This is a genomic window from Pseudoxanthomonas sp. Root630 (genome assembly GCF_001427585.1).
In the GTDB taxonomy this organism is placed as follows: Bacteria; Pseudomonadota; Gammaproteobacteria; order Xanthomonadales; family Xanthomonadaceae; genus Pseudoxanthomonas_A.
On sequence record NZ_LMGY01000015.1, the window covers coordinates 425,339 to 447,108 of the forward strand.

Sequence of the window (21,770 nt, forward strand, 5' to 3'; positions counted from 1 at the left end):
GGGCCTTTCCATGCAGGGGAAGGCCGATGCGGGCGGCAACGTGGTGGAAGGCATGCGGCATCGTGGTCTGCCTGGCGTTCGCGCCGCTCGCGCAGGCGCAGCGCGTGGCGATGGTGGGCGGTACGCTGGTCGACGGCACGCTCAGTGATCCGATCCGCGACAGCGTCATCCTGATCGAGGGCCAGCGCATCGTCGCCGTCGGCACGGTGAAGACGCTGCCGGTGCCGGCGGATGCGACGGTCATCTCCACCGAAGGCATGACGGTGTTGCCCGGCCTGTGGGACATGCACGTGCACCTGATGATCAACGGGCACGCCGACTACGATCATTGGGACAAGACCTATCCCGCGCAGTTCCGCGACGTGATCATGCCGTCGTCGGCCAAGCAGCTGCTGCTGGCCGGCGTCACCGGCGCGCGCGACCTGGGCGGCCCGCTGGAAGACAGCATCGCGGTGCGCGATGCGATCAACCGCGGCCGCATCCCCGGCCCCACGCTGTTCGTGTCGGGGCCCTTCATCCAGAAGAAGCCCTACCCCGGCACCGAGCAGTTCCGCTGGGGCGTGGATTCGCCCGCCGATGCGCGCGCCAAGATCCGTCGCATCGCGCAGGCCGGCGTGGACGTGGTGAAGCTGATCGACCAGGACGGCATGAGCGATGCCGAACTCGCCGCCATCGTCGATGAAGCCCACAAGCATGGACTTCCCGTCGTTGCGCATGCGCACCGGCCGGAGGAGATCCGCCGTGGCCTGAAGTTCGGCGTGGACTGCTTCGAACACACCGGCCTGGCGGCCTCGCCGGAATATCCGCCGGACGTCATCGCCGCGCTGCGCGAGCGCACCGGCAACATGGCCTCCGGTCCGCTGTTCTGGACGCCGACCATCGAGGGGCTCTACAACTTTCCCCACACGGTGAAGAACCACGAGTTCATCGACGGCACCGACTGGCACGTCGGCCTGACGCCCGCGATCATCGACGACATCAAGCAGTCGCTCGAACATCCCGAGCGCATCAGCTACTTCCAGCAGACGCCGCAGCGATGGCCGACCCTGCAGCGCAAGTTCCAGCAGCTGCGCGAGAGCGGGGCGATGCTGCTGATTGGCACCGATTCCGGCATCCCGATGAAGTTCCACAGCGGCAGCACCTGGAACGAGCTCGACGTGTGGGTCAACAAGCTCGGCGTGCCCGCCATCGACGCCATCCGCGCCGCCACCTACTGGCCGGCGGTCGCGATGAAGGCCGACAAGGACTACGGCACCGTCACCGAGGGCAAGTACGCCGACATCATCGCGGTGAAGGGCGACGTGCTGAAACAGGTCGCCCTGCTGCAACGCGTCGATATCGTGGTCAAGCACGGCCAGCGGGTGAAGTGATCGTGCGGCGCTTCCTGCGCCGCACGAACCGGATGCCTGCTCAGTAGCGCGCCGCGGTCAGCGGCGCGTCCGCCCACTGCCATGCCGCCGCCTGCCGCTGCGAGGTCTCGCGTGCGGCATCGGCCAGCCCGAGCTTTTCCTGCGCCTGGGCCAGGCCGAACAGCGACCAGCCGTTGTGCGGATAGGTCTTCAGGTCCTGGTTGAACGCGTCCGCCGCACCCTTCGCATCGCCCGCGTCCAGCAGTGCGGCGCCCAGGTAGGGGCGCACCGGGAGCGGCCAATCCGCCGGCTCGTTGTAGGCCAGCGCATCCTCGGCGGTGGCGGCTTCGCGGAGCGCGGCGATGGCGCCGTCGTCTTTGCCCTGTGCGCGCAACAGCTCCCCGCGCAGCAGGGCATCGGCCACGCGCAGCACCGTCGCAGCGTTGTTGATGTCGAAGAAGCTCACCTGCGCCATCGCCGGATCCGCCGCGATCGCGCGCAGCGCATCGGATTCCCGCTGCGCCTCGGCCAGCGCGCCCTTGCGCGCGTGGGCCATGCCGCGGGCGAAGTGGCGTATCGCGGTCGGGTACGGCATCGTCGGTGGCGCGCGGGTGTCGGCCAGGATGGCGTCCCAATCGCCGAAGCGCACCTGCGTGAGCCAGGGTGCGACCACGAACTGCTGCATGAACTGCATCGGCGCCTCGCCCATCGCGGCATGGTCCGCGCGCTGTGCCGTCTGCGTCGCCGCCTGCAGCGCCAGCGTGCGCGAGCCGGTCAGGCTTGTCGTCATCGTGGCGAAGTGCCAGTTATGCGGCACGTAACCCAGCGGATACACCCCGTTGCTGCCACGGCACACCGCCAGGAAATCCTTGTCCGCGGTGGTGGCGGCGAAGTTGGTCAGCGTCGCGTCGTGATAGCGCCCGACGCGGATGTAGGTATGCGCGGGCATGTGCACCAGATGGCCCGAGCCCGGCGCCAGCGCCGCCAGCGCATCGGCATAGGGCAACGCGCGCTCGGGCGTCGGCGAGGCTTCGGTGGCGTGGATGTAGTAGTGCATCGCGCCGATGTGGCGGGGATTGCGCGCCAGCACGCGCTCCAGTTCGCCGATCAGGCGCGGCGTGTACTCCGCGGGCGTGCCGTCCGCGTTCCAGTACGCCCAGGGCGACAGGTCCATCAGCGCTTCGGCATAAAGCGTCGCGGCATCGTCGTCTTCGGGGAATTGCTTCACCACCTGCGCCAGCGCATCGGCATAGGCGCGGTCGAGCGCCGACCGGTCCTCCGGCGCCGGGTCGGCATAGCGGGTCTGCAGCGCCAGGATCAACGCGCGGTCGGCTGGATGCGCGGACGTCGCCAGGTCCGCGGCGCGCGCAGCGAGAGCGGTGGCATCCTTCGCCAGCGCGGGATCCATCGGCAGGTTGATGTTCGGCCCGAGCACCAGCGCCTGGCCCCAGACGCACATCGCGCATTGCGGATCCAGGCGCGCGGCTTCGGCGAACGCACGTCCGGCCGCTTCGTGGTTGAAACCGTAAGCCATCCGCAGGCCCTGGTCGAAATAGCGTTGCGCCAGGGGGGTGCGCGTGCCGACATCGCGGTGCAGGTCGCCGAAGCGATCGAACAGCGGCAGCGCGTCCGTTCCGGTCGGTGCCGCGGGGTCGGCGGTCGTCTTCGGCGCGGGGTCGCAGCCTGCCAGCGCGACGGCCAGCAGCAGGAGCAGGGATCGATGGATCATCGTGGCCTCCTCTCGGTCGGGTGTATCCGGGAACAACGCGGGACAGGCCCGGCAAGCGGACAGACTGGCGCGATGCCGAGCAGGTGTCATGGGGTCTTTTGGTCCCTGCCGATAGGCGGTCGGCGCCGCGGGTGTATACTCCCCCCCACTATCGTGACCCCGGTCGCCGACATGCCCCATTCCCCCGCCGACAAGAAGAAGGCGCTGACGCGCGTGCGCCGCATGCGCGGCCAGCTGGATGCGCTGGAGCGCGCGCTGGAGGAGGGGGCGGACTGCGCGCCGGTGCTGCAGCAGCTCGCTGCCGTGCGCGGGGCCGTCAATGGCCTGATGTCGGAGATCCTCGAAAGCCACCTGCGCGAAGAGTTCGCGCACCCGGCGTCCACCCCGGCGCAGCGCGAGGCCGGCATCGATGCCGCCGTCGCGCTGGTCCGTTCGTACCTCAAGTAATTCCTTTCAAATCCGCAGGAGTGCCATCGTGAAATCCCGTGCCGCCGTCGCCTTCGCCGCAGGCGAACCGCTGAAGATCGTCGAGATCGACGTCGCCCCGCCCCGCAAGGGCGAAGTGCTGGTGAAGATCACCCACACCGGCGTCTGCCACACCGACGCCTTCACGCTGTCGGGCGACGATCCGGAAGGCCTGTTCCCGGTCGTGCTGGGCCATGAAGGCGCCGGCATCGTGGTCGAAGTGGGCGAAGGCGTCACCAGCGTGAAGCCGGGCGACCATGTCATCCCGCTCTACACCGCCGAATGCGGCGAGTGCCTGTTCTGCAAGAGCGGCAAGACCAACCTGTGCACGTCGGTGCGCGCCACCCAGGGCAAGGGCGTGATGCCGGACGGCACGTCGCGCTTCTCCTACGAAGGCCAGCCGATCTACCACTACATGGGCTGCTCGACCTTCAGCGAATACACCGTCGTGGCCGAAGTGTCGCTGGCCAAGGTCAATCCCGAGGCGAATCCGGAGCACGTGTGCCTGCTCGGCTGTGGCGTCACCACGGGCATCGGCGCCGTGCACAACACCGCCAAGGTGCAGGCGGGCGACTCGGTCGCGGTGTTCGGCCTGGGCGGCATCGGCCTGGCGGTGATCCAGGGCGCGCGCCAGGCCAAGGCCGGCCGCATCATCGCCATCGACACCAACCCTTCCAAGTTCGAGATGGCGACGCAGTTCGGCGCTACCGATTGCATCAACCCGAAGGACTTCGATAAGCCGATCCAGCAGGTCGTCGTCGAGATGACGGGCTGGGGCGTGGACCATTCGTTCGAATGCATCGGCAACGTCAACGTCATGCGCGCTGCGCTGGAGTGCGCGCACCGCGGCTGGGGCCAGAGCGTGATCATCGGCGTGGCCGGCGCGGGGCAGGAAATCAGCACGCGTCCCTTCCAACTGGTGACCGGCCGCAAATGGATGGGCACCGCGTTCGGCGGCGTGAAGGGCCGCTCGCAGCTGCCGGGCATGGTCGAGGATGCGATGAAGGGCGATATCGAACTCGCCCCGTTCGTGACCCACACCATGCCGCTGGACGGCATCAACGAGGCCTTCGACCTGATGCATGAAGGCAAGTCGATCCGCAGCGTGGTGCACTACTGATGGAGCGCCTCGAACACCGTGCCTGCTTCGGCGGTTGGCAGGACGTCTACCGTCATCGTTCCGAGGTGCTCGGCTGCGACATGACGGTCGGCGTGTACCTTCCGCCACAGGCCGAGCAGGGTCCGTGCCCGGTGCTGTACTGGCTCAGCGGCCTGACCTGCACCGAGCAGAACTTCATCACCAAGGCCGGTGCGCAACGCTACGCCGCCGAGCACGGGATCATCCTCGTCGCACCGGATACCAGTCCGCGCGGCGAGGACGTGGCCGACGCCGACGGTTACGACCTGGGCAAGGGCGCGGGTTTCTACGTCAACGCGACGCAGGCACCGTGGGCATCGCACTACCGCATGTACGACTACATCGTCGACGAGTTGCCGGCGTGGGTCGAAGCCGATCCAGTGGCCAGCGGCCGGCGCGCCATCAGCGGACATTCGATGGGTGGCCATGGTGCGTTGACCATCGCGCTGAAGAACCCCGGACGCTACCGCAGCGTGTCGGCGTTCTCGCCGATCGTCGCGCCCTCGCAGGTGCCTTGGGGGCAGAAGGCATTCGCCGCCTACCTCGGCGACGATCGCGAGGCCTGGAAGGCCTACGACACGGTCGAGCTGGTCGGGCAGGCGCGGGAGAAGCTGCCGTTGCTCGTCGACCAGGGCGACGCGGATGAATTCCTGCAGGGCCAGTTGAAGCCCGAATTGTTGCAGGCCGCCGCCGCCAAGGCCGGTCATCCGCTGACACTGCGCCTGCAACCCGGCTACGACCACAGCTACTACTTCATTGCCAGTTTCATCGGCGAGCACATCGCGCACCATGCGGCGGCATTGAAAACGTAGGGCGGGCTCGAGCCCGCCGAGGGATCCATCCGGTAGCACGAGGGTGGGCCAAGGCCCACCCTACGCAGGACCTGCGAGTTCGTAGTCGGTGAAAGCGAAGCGCCCGTCGCGCAGTTCCGTGTTTCCCTTCGCGAGCATGAGTGGCGCATCGAACATCGGCCCTGCCGATACGCAGGTGTGGAATTCGCCGTTCTCGCCACAGGGATCCACCTGGCCCGGCAGCGCGGCGAGCAACGCCCGATCGAAGTCGCGGCCCGCAAATCCGGCATCCAGTTGCTGGGTATCGACGCAGCACAGCTGGGCGCGCAGTCCTCCATCGATCATCTCCCGCGCCAGCGATGCCGTGTCGCGGCCGAACAGCGGGGTGACGACGTCCCAGCCCGCGCGCGCCAGGTTCGCTACGCGGTAGGCCCGGATGTCTTCGAGGAACAGGTCGCCGAACGCCATCGTGCGCAGCCCCGGCCAACGTGCCGTCGCCTCGCCCAGGGCCTCCGCCATGGCGCGTTCGTAGTCGGTGTTCGAGCACTGCGCGGGGATCATCGCTTCCAGCAGCGGCAGGTCGGTCGCGCGTGCCTGCGCATGCAGCACGCGGCGGTGGATGCCCTGCATCGAGACGCGGTCGTGCTCGCGCGTGACCGTCGTCAGCAAGGCGACGACATCGACATCATCGCGTTGCCGCAGGACGTGCAGCGTCCAGGCCGCATCCTTGCCGCCGCTCCAGGCCAGCAGGACGGGCGTACGGTGGCTCAAGCCGCGGCGACGTCGCGCAGTTCCCAGGCGCCACCGGCGAGCAAGCGCAGGCGATGCTTCAGGACATGGCCGGGAATGGAGGAGCGGGCGACCAGCAGGATGCTGAGGTCGTCCTGCTGGCCCGCGACCGAGGCATCCGGATCCACGACGCCGAGGCCGGGATCGACTTCATCGGGATCGTCCTGGCGCGCGCGCCAGCGCTCGAACAGGCCGTTGGTGCGCAACGCGTGCTGCAGTTGCTCGGCGAATGCTTCCGCGCCGTGCGCATCGAAGCTGAAAGCCGGATCGCCGCCGCGTGCGCGGGCGGGATCGGGCAGACTGATGTAGTAACGGACCGCCATGGCGCCCCCGGTTCGAGCCAGGGGCATAGCGTAGCCCTGACGCGTTAGGCCGTCGTTATGTCGCCTTGAACGGCGCGGGCGGGGCGGCGAAGGCGACGACGACGGCGCCCTTGCCCACGTTGACCATGCCGGTGAGGCTCATGACGCTCTCGAACACCTCGACCTTGTTGTTCTCGCAGATGTCCCGCAGGCGCTGGTAGCCCGGCAGCGCGCGCAGCTCCGACAGTTCGCCGCCGTAGCTCAGGCACACGGTGGGCGTCATCAGGCCGGCCATGACGCGGTTGCCGGTGAACTTGAACATCTGTTCGGTCGCGTTCTCGAAGCCCTTGATCTTCGCGACCGGCTCCGTGTTGCCGGCGTGGCCGTACAGCACCGGCTTGATGTCCAGCGCGCTGCCCAGTGCCGCGCTGAGCAAGCCGACGCTGCGGTCGCCCTTGGTGCGCGCGCGATTGCGCAGGTAGTACAGGTCGCGCGGGATCATGTAGCCGTGCGTGTTCTGCGCCAGTTCCTCCAGGCGCACGCGGATCTGCTGCACATTGGCGCCGGCGTCGCGCATGCGCACCGCCTCCACTGCGGTGATGCCTTGCGCCGCGAACAGGTTCTGCGTGTCGATCACCCGCAGCGCGAACGGCGAGTTGTGGCCCGCCGCCTGCCGCACCGGCTTGTAGTCGTTGAGGATGGCGAAGCTGGCCTGCATCGCGTTGTCGTGGATCGGCGAACGCGTCTTGGTGATCGTCATGCAGAACACGTGGTCGTAGTCGATCACCAGCTGGCCTAGGAACAGGTCCCGGATCTGGTTGACCGTGAACGGCGTGGTCTCGGCCTCGTGGCCGCGTTCGGCGACGTGCGCGTGCAGGAAGCTCAGCGTCGCCTGTTCGTCGCGATGATCCGCGAGTACGGCTTCGCCGATCCGCACCGTGATCGGCAGGATGACGATGTTGTGTTGCTGCAGGTACTCCAGCGGCAGGTCGCACGCTGAGTCCACGACAATCCCTATGCGCATTTTGCCCCTCCCGGCATCCGTCGCATCTCCCTCGGCCGCCACGCTAGCGGACATCCGCGAGGCCGTCGCCGCGTAAACGCGTGAACTGTGAAGGCAATCACCTTTCCACGACGCGCGCCACAGTCGGAACGCGTCGCAAGTCCCGCCGCAGATGCTCATCGAATCGCGAAATTAATGTGACCATCGTCACATTAACATCGCAGCCGGGCTTGCCCGGGGCGCGGTCGGGTCCGACACTCCGCCGGAAAGCAAGGGGCAACATGAAACAGGGGTGGCGGTCATTCCTACTGCTTCTGGCCCTGCTGCCCGCATCCGCCGCGTTAGGGGAAAACATCGCGCGGATCGACCGGATCCAGCCATTGGCGCTGGAACAGCAGGCCGGACAGCGTGCCGGGCTCTTCTCGGAACGTCGCTTCGAAGGCGACGACGATGGCGTGCGCGTGATCGGCAACGGCCAGTGGCGCGTGCAACCGCAGCCCGGCGTGGCGGAGCCGCTGCTGGTGGTCTATCACCCCTACACCGCGCGCGTGACCGTGCTGGATACGCCCGCCGGCACGCCGCGTGTCCAGGACATGTTCCGCGCCGACCTCGATCCCCAGTACACGCGCCGCGCGCTGGTGTTCCCGCTGGCCGGCGATGGACCTGTCTACGTCCGCGTGGAAGGCGCCCGCTACCCCCTGCACGTCGCGGTCGAGTCGCGGCCGCGGTATGCCGCCGCCGACCTGCGCCACCTGCGCCTGGTGATGCCTGCGATCGGCGCGGTGCTCGGCGTTTCCCTGGCGGTGCTGCTGTTCTGGGCGATGCTGCGCGAACGCGTCTATCTGCTGTACGCGGGGGCGATGCTGTTCCAGTTGATCTACGCGCTCTGCTCGTACGGCGAGGCCTATGCCTGGCCGGGCCTGGATGCGCTGGCCCGCTTCGGTGCGCAAGGCATCTGGGCCTCCGGCACGCTGGCGACGATCCTGCTGGTCTACCTGTGGCTGGACTACGCCAGTCTGCGGCGCGTGGCGCCGCGGCTGAGCCTGTTGATGCGGTTCGTCGGCGTCTACGGCTGCGCCGCCACGCTGGTGCTGCTGGTGCTGCCGTGGCCGGCCGACAAGGCCTGGTTCCCGGACGTGGCGAATGCGGTGTTCCTGCTGACCAACGCCGTCGCACTGGTCACCCTGGTGGTGGCATGGGTGCGCGGCCAGAAACACGCGGCCTATGTGCTGATCGCCTGGGTGCCGTTGCTGGTGTTCACCATGTGGCGCGCCCTGCGTTTCAGCGGTGGCGAACGCGCGGAGCCGTGGCTCGAATACGGATTGCCCTGGGTGCTCGCCTTCACTGCCGTGGTACTGGCGCTGGGCCTGGCCGACCGCATGCTGACGTTCCGCCGCGAACGCGACAGCGCCAAGCAGCACGCCGAGCGCGACGGGTTGACCGGCGTGCTCAATCGCGGCGGCATCGAGCACCGGCTCGACTGGGCCTTGATCGAGCGCGAACGCGAGCGCATTCCCGCCTCGCTGTTGTTCATCGATCTCGATCACTTCAAGCAGGTCAACGACCGCCACGGCCACGCGCTTGGCGATGCCTGCCTGCGCGCGGTGACGCGCGCGGTGAGCGAGCAGTTCCAGTACGGCGATCAGCTCGGCCGGTTGGGGGGCGAGGAATTCGTGCTGGTGCTTTCCGGCGTCGAACTGCCGGCGGCCGTGCGCATCGCCGAGCAGGTGGCCGCCCGCATCCGCCGCGACTGTGCGCGGGTGGACGGCGTGGAGGTCGGTCTCACCGCCAGCATCGGCGCCGCGCAGGCGCGTGACGGGGACTCGGTGGCATTGCTCATAGCGCGTGCCGACCAGGCCATGTACGTGGCCAAGCGCGCTGGCGGCGATCGGGTGGTGGCGGAAGACGCGCCGTGCCGCGATGCCGAAAAAGAAGAGGCGCCCGAAGGCGCCTCCGTGGACTGAACCCCGCCCGCGCTTACTTCGAGTACGCGCGCGGCAGCGGTCCTGCCTGTTGCAGATAGCGGTCGCGCAGTTCGGTCTGGCGCGAACGCATCGGTATCGCACGGCCACCCAGCCAGACCTGCTGCGCGGTGTTCGCCACGTCCAGCGGATCGCCGCTCCACAGCACCAGGTCGGCGAGCTTGCCGGGTGCGATGGTGCCGACGCGGTCGCCGACGCCGAAGGTCTCCGCCGGCACGCGGGTCAGGCCGGCCAGTCCTTCTTCCCACGGCAGGCCGTTGGCGACCGCGTTGCCGGCCAACTGGCGGATCTTGCGCGCGTTGTGCGAGGCGTCGCCGGCCTGCGAGAAACTGACGCTGACCCCCGCCGCATCCAGCCGCGCGGCGTTCTCGAGCGTGGCGCCGATCTGGTCGAAGTCCGAGGGCAGGTCGGCCAGTGCATCGACGAACACCGGGACCTTCGCCTGCGCCAGTTGCGGTGCGAGCTTCCAGGCCTCCGCGCCGCCGGCGATGGCGATGCGCACGTTCTCGCGTTGCGCCCAGCGCAGCAGTTGGCGGATGTCGGCGGCGCGGTTCACCGCCACCACGATGCGCCCGTTGCCCGCCAGGTAACGCGCCAGCGTGGCGCGACCCGCAGGCGTCAGCAGCGCATGCGGTGAATCCACCGACACGCGGCCGCGCGCTTCGGCCACCATCTGGTCCAGCAGCATCCAGTGCGCGGCGCGCGACTTGCCCGCCAGTTCCGCCGTGCCGCTGCCCAGCCGCACGAACAACGCACGCGGGCCGACCGGGTCGGCGCTGCCGTCCAGCCGCACCACGCCACCCTGGCCCGCGATGAAGGAGCCGCCCGTCGACGCCGCCAGCAGGGTGAAGCCGATGCCTTCCACGCGCACCACCGGGATCACGATCGAGGCCGGGTTGTAGGCCAGCGTCACGTCGAATTCCGGCCGCATCGGCTGGTCTTCGAGCGTGACCGCGGCATCCACCGTCGAGGATTCGCCCGAGACTTCCTCGATACCGATCTCGGTGATGCCGCCGAAGAACGCCGGCGTCAGCGGACGGCCTTCGGCTTCGATCACGGTCGCGGCGGCCGGTGCGGCGAGACCGCTGCCGACCGCCTGCACCACGCCGTTGCGCACCAGCACATCGGCGTTCTTCAACGTGCCCTGCGCGCCGGCGGTGTGCACGGTGGCATTGCGGATCAGTACGTCCTGGGCAAGGGCGGCGAATGAGGTGGATGCCAGTGTCGCGGCCATCACCAGCGACTTCACCGTCATCCCGGCGAACGCCGGGACCCAGTGCCGCTTGCTGGCGGTACACGTCATCCCATCGAACGTCGCTGGGTCCCGGCGTTCGCCGGGATGACGACGGAAAGCACCACGGGCGCGGCTCATGGCGTCACCTCCTGGCCGAGCATGAAGTCGGAGACCGGTTGCCTGCTGCGGTCGTTGCGGTCGTAGAGGCGGGCGCCGTCGATGTAGACCTGCTCGGCCTTCGCGTACACGCTGAAGGGATTCTGGTTCCACACCACCACGTCGGCCATCTTGCCGGCCTCCAGCGTGCCGGTGCGTTCGGCGATGCCGAGTGCCTTGGCGGCGTTGCTGGTCATCCAGCGGATCGCGCGCTCCGGCGCGATCTCGCCCATGCCGGCGCGGCGCGCGTTCGCGATCACCTTGGCCGCTTCCTGGTTGAGGCGCTGGATGCCTTCCTCGGAATCCGAATGCACGATCGCGCAGCTGTTGGCCGGACGATCCACGAGTGCGATGTTTTCCTGGATGCCGTCGAAGGCTTCCATCTTGAAGCCCCACCAGTCGGCCCACAGCGCGCCGCAGACGTTCTCCTGGGCCAGCCGGTCGGCCAGCTTGTAGGCTTCCACGCCGTGGTGGAACGCGGCGATCTTGAAGCCGAATTCCTTGGCCAGGTCCAGCATCGTCGCCATCTCGTCGGCGCGGTAGCAGTGGATGTGCACCAGGATCTCGCCGTTGATCGCACCCGCCAGCGTGTCCAGCTTCAGGTCGCGCTTGCCGCCGGCATCGCCACCGCTGTCCGTGCCTTCGCCGCCGCTGGCGCGCTCCCACCAGCGTTTCTTCTTCGGCTGCTGGGCCTTGGGGGCATTCTTCTTCAGGTACTCGGCGGCATCGATGAAGGCCGCGCGGTAGCCGGCGACGTTGCCCATGCGCGTGGCCGGGCCGCTCTTGCCGCCGTAGACGCGCTTGGGGTTCTCGCCGCAGGCCATCTTCAGGCCCCACGGCGCGCCGGGGAACTTCATGCCCTGGTAGCTGGTGGAGGCGACGTTCTTCAGCGTCACGCCGCGCCCGCCGACGAGGTTGGCCGAGCCCGGCAGCACCTGCAGCGAGGTGACGCCGCCGGCCAGGGCGGTGTGGAAACCCGGGTCCTGTGCCCAGATCGAATGCTCGGCCCAGACGTTCGCCGTCACCGGCGCGGTCATCTCGTTGCCGTCGCTGTGCGCCTTCACGCCGGGGCTGGGGTACACGCCGAGGTGCGAGTGCACGTCGATCAGGCCGGGCGTCACCCACTTGCCGGTCGCGTCGACGCGGGTAGCGCCTTCGGGCGCGGACAAGCCGCGGCCTACCGCCACGACCTTGCCGTCGGCCAGCAGCACGTCGGCGCCGTCCAGGCGCTCCCCGGTACCGGTCAGCACGGTGGCATTGGCCAACAGCACGGGGCCCGAAGGCACGGCGCGGTAGGTGCTCGGGTACGGGTCCTGGGTGAAGCGGGAGGCGGGCGCGGCGGCAAGCGCGCTGCCGCCCAGCGAGGCCAGGATCAGCCCGGCCAGCAAGGTGGTTCGCATGGTGTATCCCCTGGAAGACACACCGACCCTAACCGGCGACGGCGTGTCCTGCCAAGTGCACGCGCCGCAGTCGTGCCAGAATTGCCGGACAACAACAAGAAAAAGAGGCTTCCATGAAGGACAAGAACGAAATCGTCGACAACTGGCTGCCGCGCTATACCGGCGTGCCCCTGGACCAGTTCGGCGAACACATCCTGCTGACCAACTTCGGCGGCTACCTCAACGTCTTCTCGCAGCTCACCGGCGCGCCCATCGTCGGCCTGGACCGGCCGATGGCCAGCGCCACCGCCGACGGCATCACCATGATCAACTTCGGCATGGGCAGCCCGAACGCGGCGACGATGATGGACCTGCTGTCGGCCATCATGCCCAAGGCGGTGCTGTTCCTCGGCAAGTGCGGCGGGCTGAAGCGCAAGAACGAGCTGGGCGACCTGGTGCTGCCCATCGCCGCGATCCGCGGCGAAGGCACCAGCAACGACTACCTGTTGCCGGAGGTGCCCGCCCTGCCCGCGTTCGCCCTGCAGCGCGCGGTGTCCACGATGATCCGCGACCTCGGCCACGACTACTGGACCGGCACGGTGTACACCACCAACCGCCGCGTGTGGGAACACGATGTCGCCTTCAAGGAACGCCTGCGCGCGATGCGCTGCATGGCGATCGACATGGAGACCGCCACCGTCTTCGCCGCCGGCTTCGCCAACCGCATTCCCTGCGGTGCGCTGCTGCTGGTCAGCGACCAGCCGATGATCCCGGAAGGCGTGAAGACCGAAGCCAGCGACGCCAAGGTCAGCTCCTCGTTCGTCGAGAACCACATCACCGTCGGCATCGAAGCGCTGAAGCTGATCCGCCGCAACGGGAAGTCGGTGCGGCACCTGCGGTTCGACGAGTGACCGGGCCTTCCACCGTGGGCAATACGGATCGGCCCGGCGCCTCAGCCTTGTCGCCTCCGCACGCTCCGGTTCTGGGCCCCTTCTACTCGCACTGGGGGTTCAAGAACTGGCTTCTGCATTTGCACCCGACGCACATCGAGGCCGAGCCGCTGGGTATCTGGATATCCATCAAGGGCGGAGCCCTGGGGAGTACGGGCAGTCAGGCGGCCGCCCAGGCGGCGTATGCGCCGGACAGCAATCCGTCGTCTTTGGTCAGGCGCGAGTCCTCACGGCATTGGGCGGTCGACGACCTGGAGAAGATCGAGGTCCGGAGGCAGCTCTTCACCGCCAATGAAGTGCGGCTCTCCTGGCGCGACGGCCGGACGCTGCTGCTTGCGTTGGGATTTCGGCGATCCACCGATGCGGTACGCCAGGCGTTGCGCGCATCCTACCCGGCGCTCTATGCAGAGCGCCGGTTCAAGGCCTGACGGTTCATCCAGGCCCACGCCGCTTCGCGCTATGGTTGGCCTCGAACGTCAACCTCGTAGGGAGCCGGTTGCATGAATCTTGAAACGATCGAGATGAAGGCCTTCGTTCCCGCACGGGATCTGGCCGAATCCGTGGCTTTTTACGAGGCGCTGGGCTTCGAAGTGTCGATGGAGTCGGATGACCTGGCCTATGTCCAGCACGGCAAGACGGCGTTCCTGCTGTCGCACTTCTACCTGCGCGAGCATGCGGAGAATTTCTTCATGCACCTGCTCGTTGAGAATGCGGACGACTGGCACCGGAACGTTGAAGCGTCGGGTGTCGTGGCCCGGTTCTCCGTCCGCCTCAGCCCACCGGATGATCGGCCGTGGGGGATCCGGGACTTCACCCTGATCGATCCGACCGGTGTGCTGTGGCGCATCGGGCATGTCATTCCGGGGTGAGGCCCGACCCTCCATCCGAACACGAGGTGCTTCCATGAACGAGGCCAGAGAGGTGCAGGACTGGCGCGTGAGACTGATCACCGTCGCTCGCACCATCGGCTGGATGGCCGCATCAACGGGACTTCTCGTCTGTGTTCTGTGCGCGTTCCTGTTCTTCAATCGCTCGCCGGGCGACTTCGAGGGTACGGCCCAGATGTCCGCGGTCCACGTTGTTGTTTTCTATGGTCTCCCATTGCTGATAGTCGGCAGCTTGACCGTTTGGTTTGCTGGCCGGGCATGCAGAGCGACGTCTACCGATACTTCACGCGAGCCGAAGGGAACACCATGAACGAATCCAACGACGTCATCGCCTTCTGGAAGAACGCCGGCTACGAGAAGTGGTTCGCCAGCGACGATGCGTTCGACGCCGACTTCGACCAGCGTTTCCGCGGGCTGCACTTCCGTGCGGCGCGGCGCGAGCTGGAAGGCTGGATGGGCGATGCCGACGGTGCGCTGGCGTTGGTGCTGCTGCTGGACCAGTTCCCGCGCAACTGCTTCCGCGAGAGCGCGCACTCCTACGCCACCGACGGGTTGGCACGGCATTACGCCGCGCGCGCCATCGAGGCGGGCTTCGATGCGCAGGTCGATCCTGTGCTGAAGATCTTCTTCTACATGCCGTTCGAACATTCCGAAGCGCTGGCCGACCAGCAGCGCTCGCTGGACCTGTTTGGCGCCACCGGCGACGAGAACTACGTGAAGTACGCGCAGTTGCACTACGACCTGATCGCCCGCTTCGGCCGCTTTCCGCATCGCAACGAGGCGGTGGGGCGCATCTCCACGCAGGAAGAACGCGACTATCTGGCTGGCGGAGGCTTCCGCGGATAGCGGCCGGCTTCTTTGTTGTGGGGTGACGCAAGTCGCGATGAGGCTTTACCGACGGTCCATCGCGACTTGCGTCGCTCCCACACCAGCAACAGCCACCATAAAAAAAGCGGGCCGAAGCCCGCCTTTCCGTTTCCTGCGCGACGCGCGATCAGTATTTGCTGATCGTGCCGTCCACGTCGTCGGCCCAGGCGTTGATGCCGCCGGTGATGTTGTAGACGTTGGAGAAGCCGAGTGCGCGGAACTCTTCCGCGGCCTGCTGGCTGCGGCCGCCGCTGCGGCACAGGAAGGCCAGGGCCGTGTCCTTCGGCAGCGCTTCCAGCTCGGCGCGGCCGTTGCCGTCGAAGGTCTTGAACGGCAGCTTCACCGAGGCGATGGCGCGCTCGTCGGCCGGACGGACGTCCACCAGCAGCACTTCGCTGGCACGGATCTTCGCGTCGGCGTCCATCGGCGACAGCGCCTGCACCGGCTTGGGTGCATTCGGGTTGTCGATCGCCAGGCCCTTGCCGCGGATGTCGTCGACCCAGTCGATGGTGATGCCGTCGGCACGACGCGCGCTGGCCAGGTCGAACTGCACGCGCACGCCGTTGGATTCGCTGGCGATCGCATTCGCGTCGAACTGCGCCAGCTGGAAGTTCGGCTGGAACTGCGCGTTGATCGACAGCGCCAGGGAGGCGCCCGGGCCGGCGTCGGCCACGGCGTTCTGCAGCATCTCGGCGGCGGCCGGGGTGATGGTGATCGCCGGCGGCGTGCGGTCCGGGGCCTGCAGGCCGAGCAGCGTGGCCAGTTCGCCGGAGTTGGTCATCTGTTCGATGATGTCGCTGCCGCCGACGAGTTCGCCGTCGATATAGAGCTGCGGGATGGTCGGCCAGTCGCCGTAGGCCTTGATGCCTTCGCGGATCTCCTGGTCGGCCAGTACGTTGACGTGGGCGTAGTCCACGCCCAGCGCCGACAGCGCGCCCACCGCCTTGGCCGAGAAGCCGCACTGCGGCATGGTCGGCTGGCCCTTCATGAAGAGGACCACGCGGTTGGACTGCAGGAGGGATTCGATGCGCGAGCGCAGGGCGGGGTCGAGGGACATGTCGGGTACCGGAATGCGTGAAGGACTCTGAAGAAGGGATTTTACGCCCCATGTCATCATGGGGCATGAGCACGACAGGAACACTGCATCGTCCGCCGCGCCATCCCGGACTGATATTGGGCCTGCTGGCGCTGTCGCAAGTGGGCGTGGCCTGGCTGTGGTGGCGCTGGGGCTGGACCGTGGGCGCACCGGCCATGCTGGCGACCCACCTGACGGTGGTCTGGGCCACGCTGTACCCGCGGGCCACCTTGCTGTGCCCGGCGCTGTCGCGGCTGCCGACGGACGAGCGGGTGGTCTGGCTGACCATCGACGACGGCCCGTCGGACGAGACCCCGGCGATGCTGGACCTGCTGGACCGGCATGGCGCCAAAGCCACCTTCTTCGTGGTCGGCGAGCGCGCGCAGGCGGAGCCCGCGGTGGTGCAGGCCATCCGCGACCGCGGCCACGGCATCGGCAACCACAGCGCCTCGCATCCGGACACGCGTTTCTGGCGCCTGGGGCCCGGCGCCATGGAAGACCAGATCGGCCGCAACCAATCGATCCTCACCGCGATCACCGGCGAGACCCCGCGCTGGTTCCGCAGTGTCGTCGGCATGACCAATCCCTTCGTCGGCCTGTCGCTGAAGCGGCACGGCCTCGCCCGCGTGGCGTGGAGTGCGCGCGGCTTCGATGGCGTCGATTGCGAGCCGAGCAAGGTGCTCGCGCGCATCACCCGCGACATCGCGCCCGGCGCCATCGTGCTGTTGCACGAAGGCGCGACGCACGGCCACAACGTGGCGATCCTGGCGCAGCTGCTGGCGTGGCTGGAGGCGCAGGGTTACCGCACGGTGGTGCCGGAGCCCGAAGGCCTGCGCATGCCCGCGGTCGCAGTGGCCTGACGCCTAGCGGCCGGCCAACAGGTGGTGCGCCACCGGAAACGCCAGTCGCGTCCATTCCGTGTACATCGCCGCCGAAGGATGTAGGCCATCGTCCGCCACCATCGCAGCTTCGGTGCCGCGTGTGCGGCTGACCGGCGTGATGTCGACGAAGGCGACGTCACGCTGCGCGCAGACGGTGCGTGCGGCGGTGTTGTAGGCATCGAGTTCGCGCGCGATCTGCTCGATATCGCGGCCCGACTGCGCGCCGAACGGGGTCACGCCCCAATCGGGAATCGACAGCACCAGCACGCGGTCGGGTCGCCCGCCGGCGAAGCCGATGGCGCGCCACAGCAGCGCGGCGAACTGCGTGCGGTATTCCTCCACGTCGCGGCCGCGGTACTGGTTGTTGACCCCGATCAGCAGGCTGACGAAGTCGTGCTGGCCCAAGGGTTCGGCGGCGGTGATCGCGGCGTCGAGTTCGTCGGTGGTCCAGCCGGTGGTGGCGATGGTGCGCGGGTCGCCGACCAGCACGCCTTCCCGCCGCAGCAGGCGCGCCAGCTGCATCGGCCAGCGGCCTGCCTCGTCCACGGCCTCGCCGATGGTGTACGAGTCGCCGAGCGCGAGGTAACGCAGCTCGGTGGTGAGGGCGGTGGTGTGCGGGGCGGAGATCGTTGTCATGGACGCATGATGCGCCCTTCTGGCCTGTTGTAGGAGCGACGTCAGTCGCGACCGCGAACCAGCACAGCCAGGACGATGTCGATCCTCTCAAGCGCCACTGGTGGATGCCGCCCGCCTCCGCTCGATCACGCATCGAGGGATGCGTCATGGCGTGCGGTCGCGACTGACGTCGCTCCTACAGTGGGATGGCGACGCGCGTTACGCCGCTGCCGGCCGCGGCTTGCCCTTGATCGGCACGACCTTGGTGGCGGCCTCGGCGCGGCGCGACAGGGCGCGGTCGATGCGGGCGAAGACTTCGCGCATCGTGGCGGCTTCCGGCAGCAGGGTGACGCGGAAGTGGTGGCGATAGGGCACGTTGAAGCTGGAGCCCGGCACGACCAGCACGCCTTCGGTTTCCATCAGTTCCAGCGCGAAGGCGTGGTCGTCGAAACCCTTGGCGGCATCGCCGACCACCGCCGGGAACGCGTACAGCGCACCGGCCGGATTCACCAGGTCCAGGTACGGGCTGGCGTCGCAGGCGTCGATCACCGCGCGGCGGGTCTCGTACAGCCGGCCGCCGGGTGCGCACAGCGCGCTGATGGTATCGGGGCCGTTGACCGCCGCCTCGATGGCGTACTGGCCCGGCACGTTCGCGCACAGGCGGAGCGCGCTGAGCAGGTCCATCGCATGCAGGAAGTCGCGCACCACGTCGCCGTGGCCGGACACGACGCCCCAGCCCACGCGCCAGCCGCAGGCGCGGTGCACCTTGCTCAGGCCGCTGAAGGTGATGCAGGGCACGTCGCCCGCGAGAGGGGCGACCGGCACGAAGGTCGCGCCGTCGTACAGCACCTGGTCGTAGATCTCATCGACCATCAGCAGCAGGCGGTGCTTGGCTGCGATGGCGACGATGCGCTCCAGCAGCTCGCGCGAGTAGGTCGCGCCGGTGGGGTTGTTCGGATTGATCAGCACGATGGCGCGGGTGCGCGAGCTGATCAGCTGCTCGATCTCGTTCGGATCGGGCTGGAAGTCGTTCTCCGGATCGCAGCGGTAATACACCGGGCGGCCGTCGTTGAGGATGGTGGCCGCCGACCACAGCGGGTAGTCCGGCGAGGGCACCAGCACTTCGTCGCCCGGATTCAGCAGCGCGCGCAGCGACAGGTCGATCAGTTCCGACACGCCATTGCCGACGAACACGCGGTCCGGGTGCGCATCGGGCGCGCCGCGCTTGGCGTACGCGGCGGCGATCGCTTCGCGCGCGGCGGGCAGGCCCTGCTGGTGCGTGTAGGGGTCGGTACGGCCCATGTCGTCGGCGATCGCACGCTGCAGATGCTCTGGCGCACGGAAACCGAACGCGCCCGGGTTGCCGATGTTGAGCTTGATCAGCTTCTGCCCCTGGGCCTCCAGCTCGCGGGCTCGCCGTGCCAGTTCGCCCCGGATTTCGTAGCGGACTTCGGACAGGCGTTCGCGCGTGGCGAGCGGTTTGACGGGCGGGGTGGACATGGCGGGACCGCAGGGGGCACAAGGAGGAGGGACGGCCAGCTTAACGGATATTTAGCCTGCCCGGCCCCGCCGGCTTCAGCCCCCGTCTAGAATGCGCGCCATGCCCGAAACCCCCGTCCCGAACGTGCCCGACGTCACCCTTCTGCGCGCCATCGGCTGGCCGTACACGGGGGAGCCGGTGGATGCCGCATGGCGGGACGCCATGGCCGCCCACCCGCATGCCACCCCGGCGCGGGTGATCGAGCAGCACCGCTCCGGCTACGTGGTCGCCGACGCGCCCGGCGTGGGCGTGAAGGCCGAATCGCTGCCGGAGTGGCAGCGCCCCCGTTTCCCCGCCCATGAGCGCCCCGCCGTCGGCGACTGGGTGCTGCTGGAAGACGCCGCCTCGAAGCGGCCGCGCATCGTCGCGTTGTTGCCGCGCCACACCGGCATCAAGCGCGGCGCGGCCGGCGAGCATTACCACCAGCAGGTGATCGCGGCGAACATCGATACGGTGTTCATCGTCTGTGGCCTGGATGCCGACTTCAATCCGCGCCGCATCGAGCGCTACCTGCTGCTGGTCGGCGGCGGTGGCGCGCAGCCGGTCGTCGTGCTGACCAAGGCCGACCGTACCGAATATGCGGACGATGCGGTCGAGGTGCTGGCCGACCTCACCGCGCAGGGCGTGCCGGTGTTCACGGTCAACGCGAAGGACGCCGCCAGCGTGGCGCAACTCGCGCCATGGCTGGAGCCGGGGCATACCGTCGTGCTGGTGGGTTCGTCGGGCGCGGGCAAGTCCACGCTGACCAACACCCTGCTCGGCGACGAACGCATGAAGACCGGCGAAGTGCGCGAGAGCGATTCGCGCGGCCGCCACACCACCACCTTCCGCGCGCTGATTCCGCTGCCGGCCGGCGCCTGCCTGATCGATACGCCCGGCATGCGCGAACTCAAGCCCACCGGCGAGGAAGACCTGGCCGACGGCGGCTTCGCCGACATCGAGGCACTGGCCGAGCAGTGCAAGTTCCGCGACTGCTCGCATGATCGCGAGCCCGGCTGCGCCGTGCGCGCGGCGATCGAGCGCGAGGAACTGGACGAAGGCCGCTTCCTCAACTACCTCAAGCTGCGCGACGAAGTGGCTGCGGCTGCCGACAAACTGGCCTCGCGCCTGGCCGACAAGGCCAACGCGAAGGTGCAGAACAAGGCGTTGAACAAGCGCCTCACCGACAAATACGGCAAGCGATAGCCTCACACCCACACCGTCATCCCGGCGAAAGCCGGGACCCAGCGTCTTTGGAGTGGGGGTGACGAAGAACGTGCGCGGAAGTCACTGGGTCCCGGCTTTCGCCGGGATGACGGTCGATAAACTCAACGGGCGATCAATTGCAGAGATCGATCAATCCCAGAGATTGATGAAGCCGGTGATGATCAGTGCGTTGGTGAAGTCGATGAAGAACGCGCCTACCAGCGGCGCCACGAGGAAGGCGCGCGGCGCCATGCCGTAGCGTTCGACCAGCGTGCGCATCACCGCCATCGCGTTGGCGGTGGTGCCCAGCATGAAACCGATGAAGCCGCCGCCCATCACCGCGGCGTCGTAGTCGCGGCCCATCACCCGGAACACCACCACGCAGAACAGCGCCACCACGATCACCTGGAGGGCCAGGTTCACCAGCAGCGGCGCGGCCAGTCCGGACAGTTCCCAGAGTTTGAGGTTCATCAGTGCGACCGCCAGGAACAGCGCCAGGCACACGTTGCCGATCAGGTCGGTGGTGGCCACGGGCAGGCGGAGCCAGCCGGTGCGGTCGTCGAACCAGCGGATCAGCGCGCCGACCATCATCGCGCCGACGTAGGCGGGCAGGGTCAGGCCGGCCGCGCTCAGCCCGGCGCTGACGCCGGCGCCCAGCCACATCGCCACCAGGATGACGACGACGCTCTTCAGCGCGTCGGATTCGCGCGTGGCGAAGTCGGGTTTGTCGCGCGCGCCGGCGGGCTCGGCGGCGGATTCGTCCGGCGCGCCCAGCTTCACCCCGCCGTACAGCCGGTGGCGGCGGATCAGCACGGTGCTCACCGGGCCACCGAGCAGGCCGCCGCAGATGATGCCCGCCATCGCCGAGGCGACCGCGATGGACTCGGCGCCGGTCACGCCGGCCTGTTCGAACAGTGGAGCGAAGGCCAGGCCGGTGGCCGGGCCGCCGGTCAGCGTGGTGGAGCCGGCCAGCACGCCGAACAGCGGATGCAGGCCGAAGCCCAGCGCCACCGCCATGCCCAGCAGGTTCTGCACGACGGCGAAGCCGGTGGCCAGCAACAGGAAGATGATCACCTGGCGCCCGCTGATGCGCAGCAGCGATACGCTGGCGTTGACGCCGATCGTGGTGAAGAAGGCGATCATCAGCGGCGTCTGCAGGCTGGTGTCCAGCGTGAACAGGGTGACGTCGTGGTTGCGCGCGATCAGGACCGCCAGGGCCACGGCCAAGCCGCCGATGACGGGCGCGGGCAGGTTGTAACGGGACAGCACGGGAATGAAACGGCAGAAGGCGTAACCGAGGAAGAGCGCCAGGCCCGCAAAGGCCAGTGTCTGTACCGCATCGAGTTCCAGCATGCTGCCCCCGCAACCGATGGAAGAGTGCCGAGCATAGTGCAGGCGCGGCCCCTTGTGACGGCGGCCTCACGCGTTGGGCTAAAGTGACTGGAGGGAGGAC

The 21,770-nt window shown here is 68.2% G+C and carries 22 protein-coding genes; 12 read left to right on the top strand and 10 right to left on the bottom strand.

What is annotated here, in order from left to right; all coding sequences use genetic code 11:
* The first annotated feature begins 26 nt into the window (after window positions 1–26).
* On the top strand, window positions 27–1,370 hold the full coding sequence (locus tag ASD72_RS12135) for an amidohydrolase family protein (protein ID WP_056880187.1): 1,344 nt from the start codon (window positions 27–29) through the stop codon (window positions 1,368–1,370).
* Between the two features lie 40 nt (window positions 1,371–1,410).
* Here the strand turns inward: ASD72_RS12135 and ASD72_RS12140 are convergent, their stop codons facing one another.
* Complete coding sequence (locus ASD72_RS12140; protein ID WP_056880188.1) at window positions 1,411–3,078, bottom strand: hypothetical protein; 1,668 nt, start codon at window positions 3,076–3,078, stop codon at window positions 1,411–1,413.
* 171 nt (window positions 3,079–3,249) lie between these two features.
* Between ASD72_RS12140 and frmR the strand changes: the two genes are divergently transcribed.
* Genes frmR through fghA form a run of 3 tightly spaced genes read left to right on the top strand, consistent with a single transcriptional unit; the run spans window position 3,250 to window position 5,493 of the window.
* Entirely contained in the window at window positions 3,250–3,525 is a 276-nt protein-coding gene (frmR, locus tag ASD72_RS12145) for a formaldehyde-responsive transcriptional repressor FrmR (RefSeq protein ID WP_056880189.1), read from the top strand.
* Between the two features lie 28 nt (window positions 3,526–3,553).
* Window positions 3,554–4,663 carry an S-(hydroxymethyl)glutathione dehydrogenase/class III alcohol dehydrogenase gene (locus ASD72_RS12150; protein ID WP_056880190.1) on the top strand — a complete coding sequence of 370 codons (1,110 nt, stop codon included), beginning with the start codon at window positions 3,554–3,556 and terminating at the stop codon, window positions 4,661–4,663.
* Window positions 4,663–5,493: an S-formylglutathione hydrolase gene (gene fghA / locus ASD72_RS12155; RefSeq protein ID WP_056880191.1), complete on the top strand. Its 831-nt coding sequence runs from the start codon at window positions 4,663–4,665 to the stop codon at window positions 5,491–5,493. The genes ASD72_RS12150 and fghA overlap by 1 nt, the downstream gene beginning before the upstream one ends.
* 60 nt (window positions 5,494–5,553) lie before the next feature.
* On the opposite strand, the gene ASD72_RS12160 is transcribed toward fghA, so the two are convergent.
* From ASD72_RS12160 to ASD72_RS12170, 3 genes are read right to left on the bottom strand one after another with little or no spacing between them, the layout of a single operon-like run.
* Entirely contained in the window at window positions 5,554–6,243 is a 690-nt protein-coding gene (locus ASD72_RS12160) for an ATP-binding protein (protein ID WP_056880192.1), read from the bottom strand.
* The gene (locus ASD72_RS12165) at window positions 6,240–6,584 is read right to left on the bottom strand and encodes a hypothetical protein (RefSeq protein WP_056880193.1); all 345 of its coding nucleotides are present in this window, start codon (window positions 6,582–6,584) and stop codon (window positions 6,240–6,242) included. Before ASD72_RS12165 ends, ASD72_RS12160 begins: the two co-directional genes overlap by 4 nt.
* 55 nt (window positions 6,585–6,639) lie before the next feature.
* Window positions 6,640–7,587, bottom strand: a complete 948-nt coding sequence (locus tag ASD72_RS12170) for a DegV family protein (protein ID WP_056880194.1) — start codon at window positions 7,585–7,587, stop codon at window positions 6,640–6,642.
* A 260-nt stretch (window positions 7,588–7,847) separates the two neighbouring features.
* Here ASD72_RS12170 and ASD72_RS12175 point away from each other — a divergent pair, with 260 nt between their 5' ends.
* Window positions 7,848–9,530, top strand: a complete 1,683-nt coding sequence (locus ASD72_RS12175; protein ID WP_081420310.1) for a diguanylate cyclase — start codon at window positions 7,848–7,850, stop codon at window positions 9,528–9,530.
* A 13-nt stretch (window positions 9,531–9,543) separates the two neighbouring features.
* Here ASD72_RS12175 and ASD72_RS12180 read toward each other — a convergent pair whose 3' ends face one another.
* Both ASD72_RS12180 and ASD72_RS12185 read right to left on the bottom strand, forming a co-directional pair.
* Window positions 9,544–10,803, bottom strand: a complete 1,260-nt coding sequence (locus ASD72_RS12180) for an amidohydrolase family protein (RefSeq protein WP_056880258.1) — start codon at window positions 10,801–10,803, stop codon at window positions 9,544–9,546.
* 113 nt (window positions 10,804–10,916) lie between these two features.
* Complete coding sequence (locus tag ASD72_RS12185; RefSeq protein ID WP_056880196.1) at window positions 10,917–12,338, bottom strand: amidohydrolase; 1,422 nt, start codon at window positions 12,336–12,338, stop codon at window positions 10,917–10,919.
* Between the two features lie 113 nt (window positions 12,339–12,451).
* Here ASD72_RS12185 and ASD72_RS12190 point away from each other — a divergent pair, with 113 nt between their 5' ends.
* From ASD72_RS12190 to ASD72_RS12205, 5 genes are all read left to right on the top strand, one after another.
* Window positions 12,452–13,228: an AMP nucleosidase gene (locus ASD72_RS12190; RefSeq protein WP_056880197.1), complete on the top strand. Its 777-nt coding sequence runs from the start codon at window positions 12,452–12,454 to the stop codon at window positions 13,226–13,228.
* A gap of 47 nt (window positions 13,229–13,275) precedes the next feature.
* A complete protein-coding gene (locus ASD72_RS12195; protein ID WP_056880198.1) occupies window positions 13,276–13,695 on the top strand; it encodes a hypothetical protein in 420 nt (139 codons plus the stop codon).
* Window positions 13,696–13,788: 93 nt separating this feature from the next.
* Window positions 13,789–14,136, top strand: a complete 348-nt coding sequence (locus tag ASD72_RS12200; protein WP_235578003.1) for a VOC family protein — start codon at window positions 13,789–13,791, stop codon at window positions 14,134–14,136.
* Window positions 14,137–14,170: 34 nt separating this feature from the next.
* Entirely contained in the window at window positions 14,171–14,464 is a 294-nt protein-coding gene (locus tag ASD72_RS20975) for a hypothetical protein (protein WP_155944618.1), read from the top strand.
* Window positions 14,461–15,000 (top strand): DUF924 family protein, encoded by a 540-nt coding sequence (locus tag ASD72_RS12205; protein WP_056880259.1) that lies wholly within the window; start codon window positions 14,461–14,463, stop codon window positions 14,998–15,000. The genes ASD72_RS20975 and ASD72_RS12205 overlap by 4 nt, the downstream gene beginning before the upstream one ends.
* A gap of 148 nt (window positions 15,001–15,148) precedes the next feature.
* Here the strand turns inward: ASD72_RS12205 and grxD are convergent, their stop codons facing one another.
* Entirely contained in the window at window positions 15,149–16,078 is a 930-nt protein-coding gene (gene grxD / locus ASD72_RS12210) for a Grx4 family monothiol glutaredoxin (RefSeq protein ID WP_056880200.1), read from the bottom strand.
* Between the two features lie 50 nt (window positions 16,079–16,128).
* Here grxD and ASD72_RS12215 point away from each other — a divergent pair, with 50 nt between their 5' ends.
* Window positions 16,129–16,956, top strand: a complete 828-nt coding sequence (locus ASD72_RS12215; protein ID WP_081420311.1) for a polysaccharide deacetylase family protein — start codon at window positions 16,129–16,131, stop codon at window positions 16,954–16,956.
* Window positions 16,957–16,959: 3 nt separating this feature from the next.
* Here ASD72_RS12215 and ASD72_RS12220 read toward each other — a convergent pair whose 3' ends face one another.
* Together ASD72_RS12220 and ASD72_RS12225 are read right to left on the bottom strand one after the other, a co-directional pair.
* Complete coding sequence (locus ASD72_RS12220) at window positions 16,960–17,613, bottom strand: SGNH/GDSL hydrolase family protein (protein ID WP_056880202.1); 654 nt, start codon at window positions 17,611–17,613, stop codon at window positions 16,960–16,962.
* 198 nt (window positions 17,614–17,811) lie between these two features.
* Window positions 17,812–19,092 (bottom strand): pyridoxal phosphate-dependent aminotransferase, encoded by a 1,281-nt coding sequence (locus tag ASD72_RS12225; protein ID WP_056880203.1) that lies wholly within the window; start codon window positions 19,090–19,092, stop codon window positions 17,812–17,814.
* Window positions 19,093–19,183: 91 nt separating this feature from the next.
* Between ASD72_RS12225 and rsgA the strand changes: the two genes are divergently transcribed.
* A complete protein-coding gene (rsgA, locus tag ASD72_RS12230) occupies window positions 19,184–20,317 on the top strand; it encodes a ribosome small subunit-dependent GTPase A (RefSeq protein ID WP_056880204.1) in 1,134 nt (377 codons plus the stop codon).
* A gap of 150 nt (window positions 20,318–20,467) precedes the next feature.
* Here the strand turns inward: rsgA and gltS are convergent, their stop codons facing one another.
* Complete coding sequence (gene gltS, locus ASD72_RS12235) at window positions 20,468–21,670, bottom strand: sodium/glutamate symporter (RefSeq protein ID WP_056880205.1); 1,203 nt, start codon at window positions 21,668–21,670, stop codon at window positions 20,468–20,470.
* Window positions 21,671–21,770 lie beyond the last annotated feature (100 nt).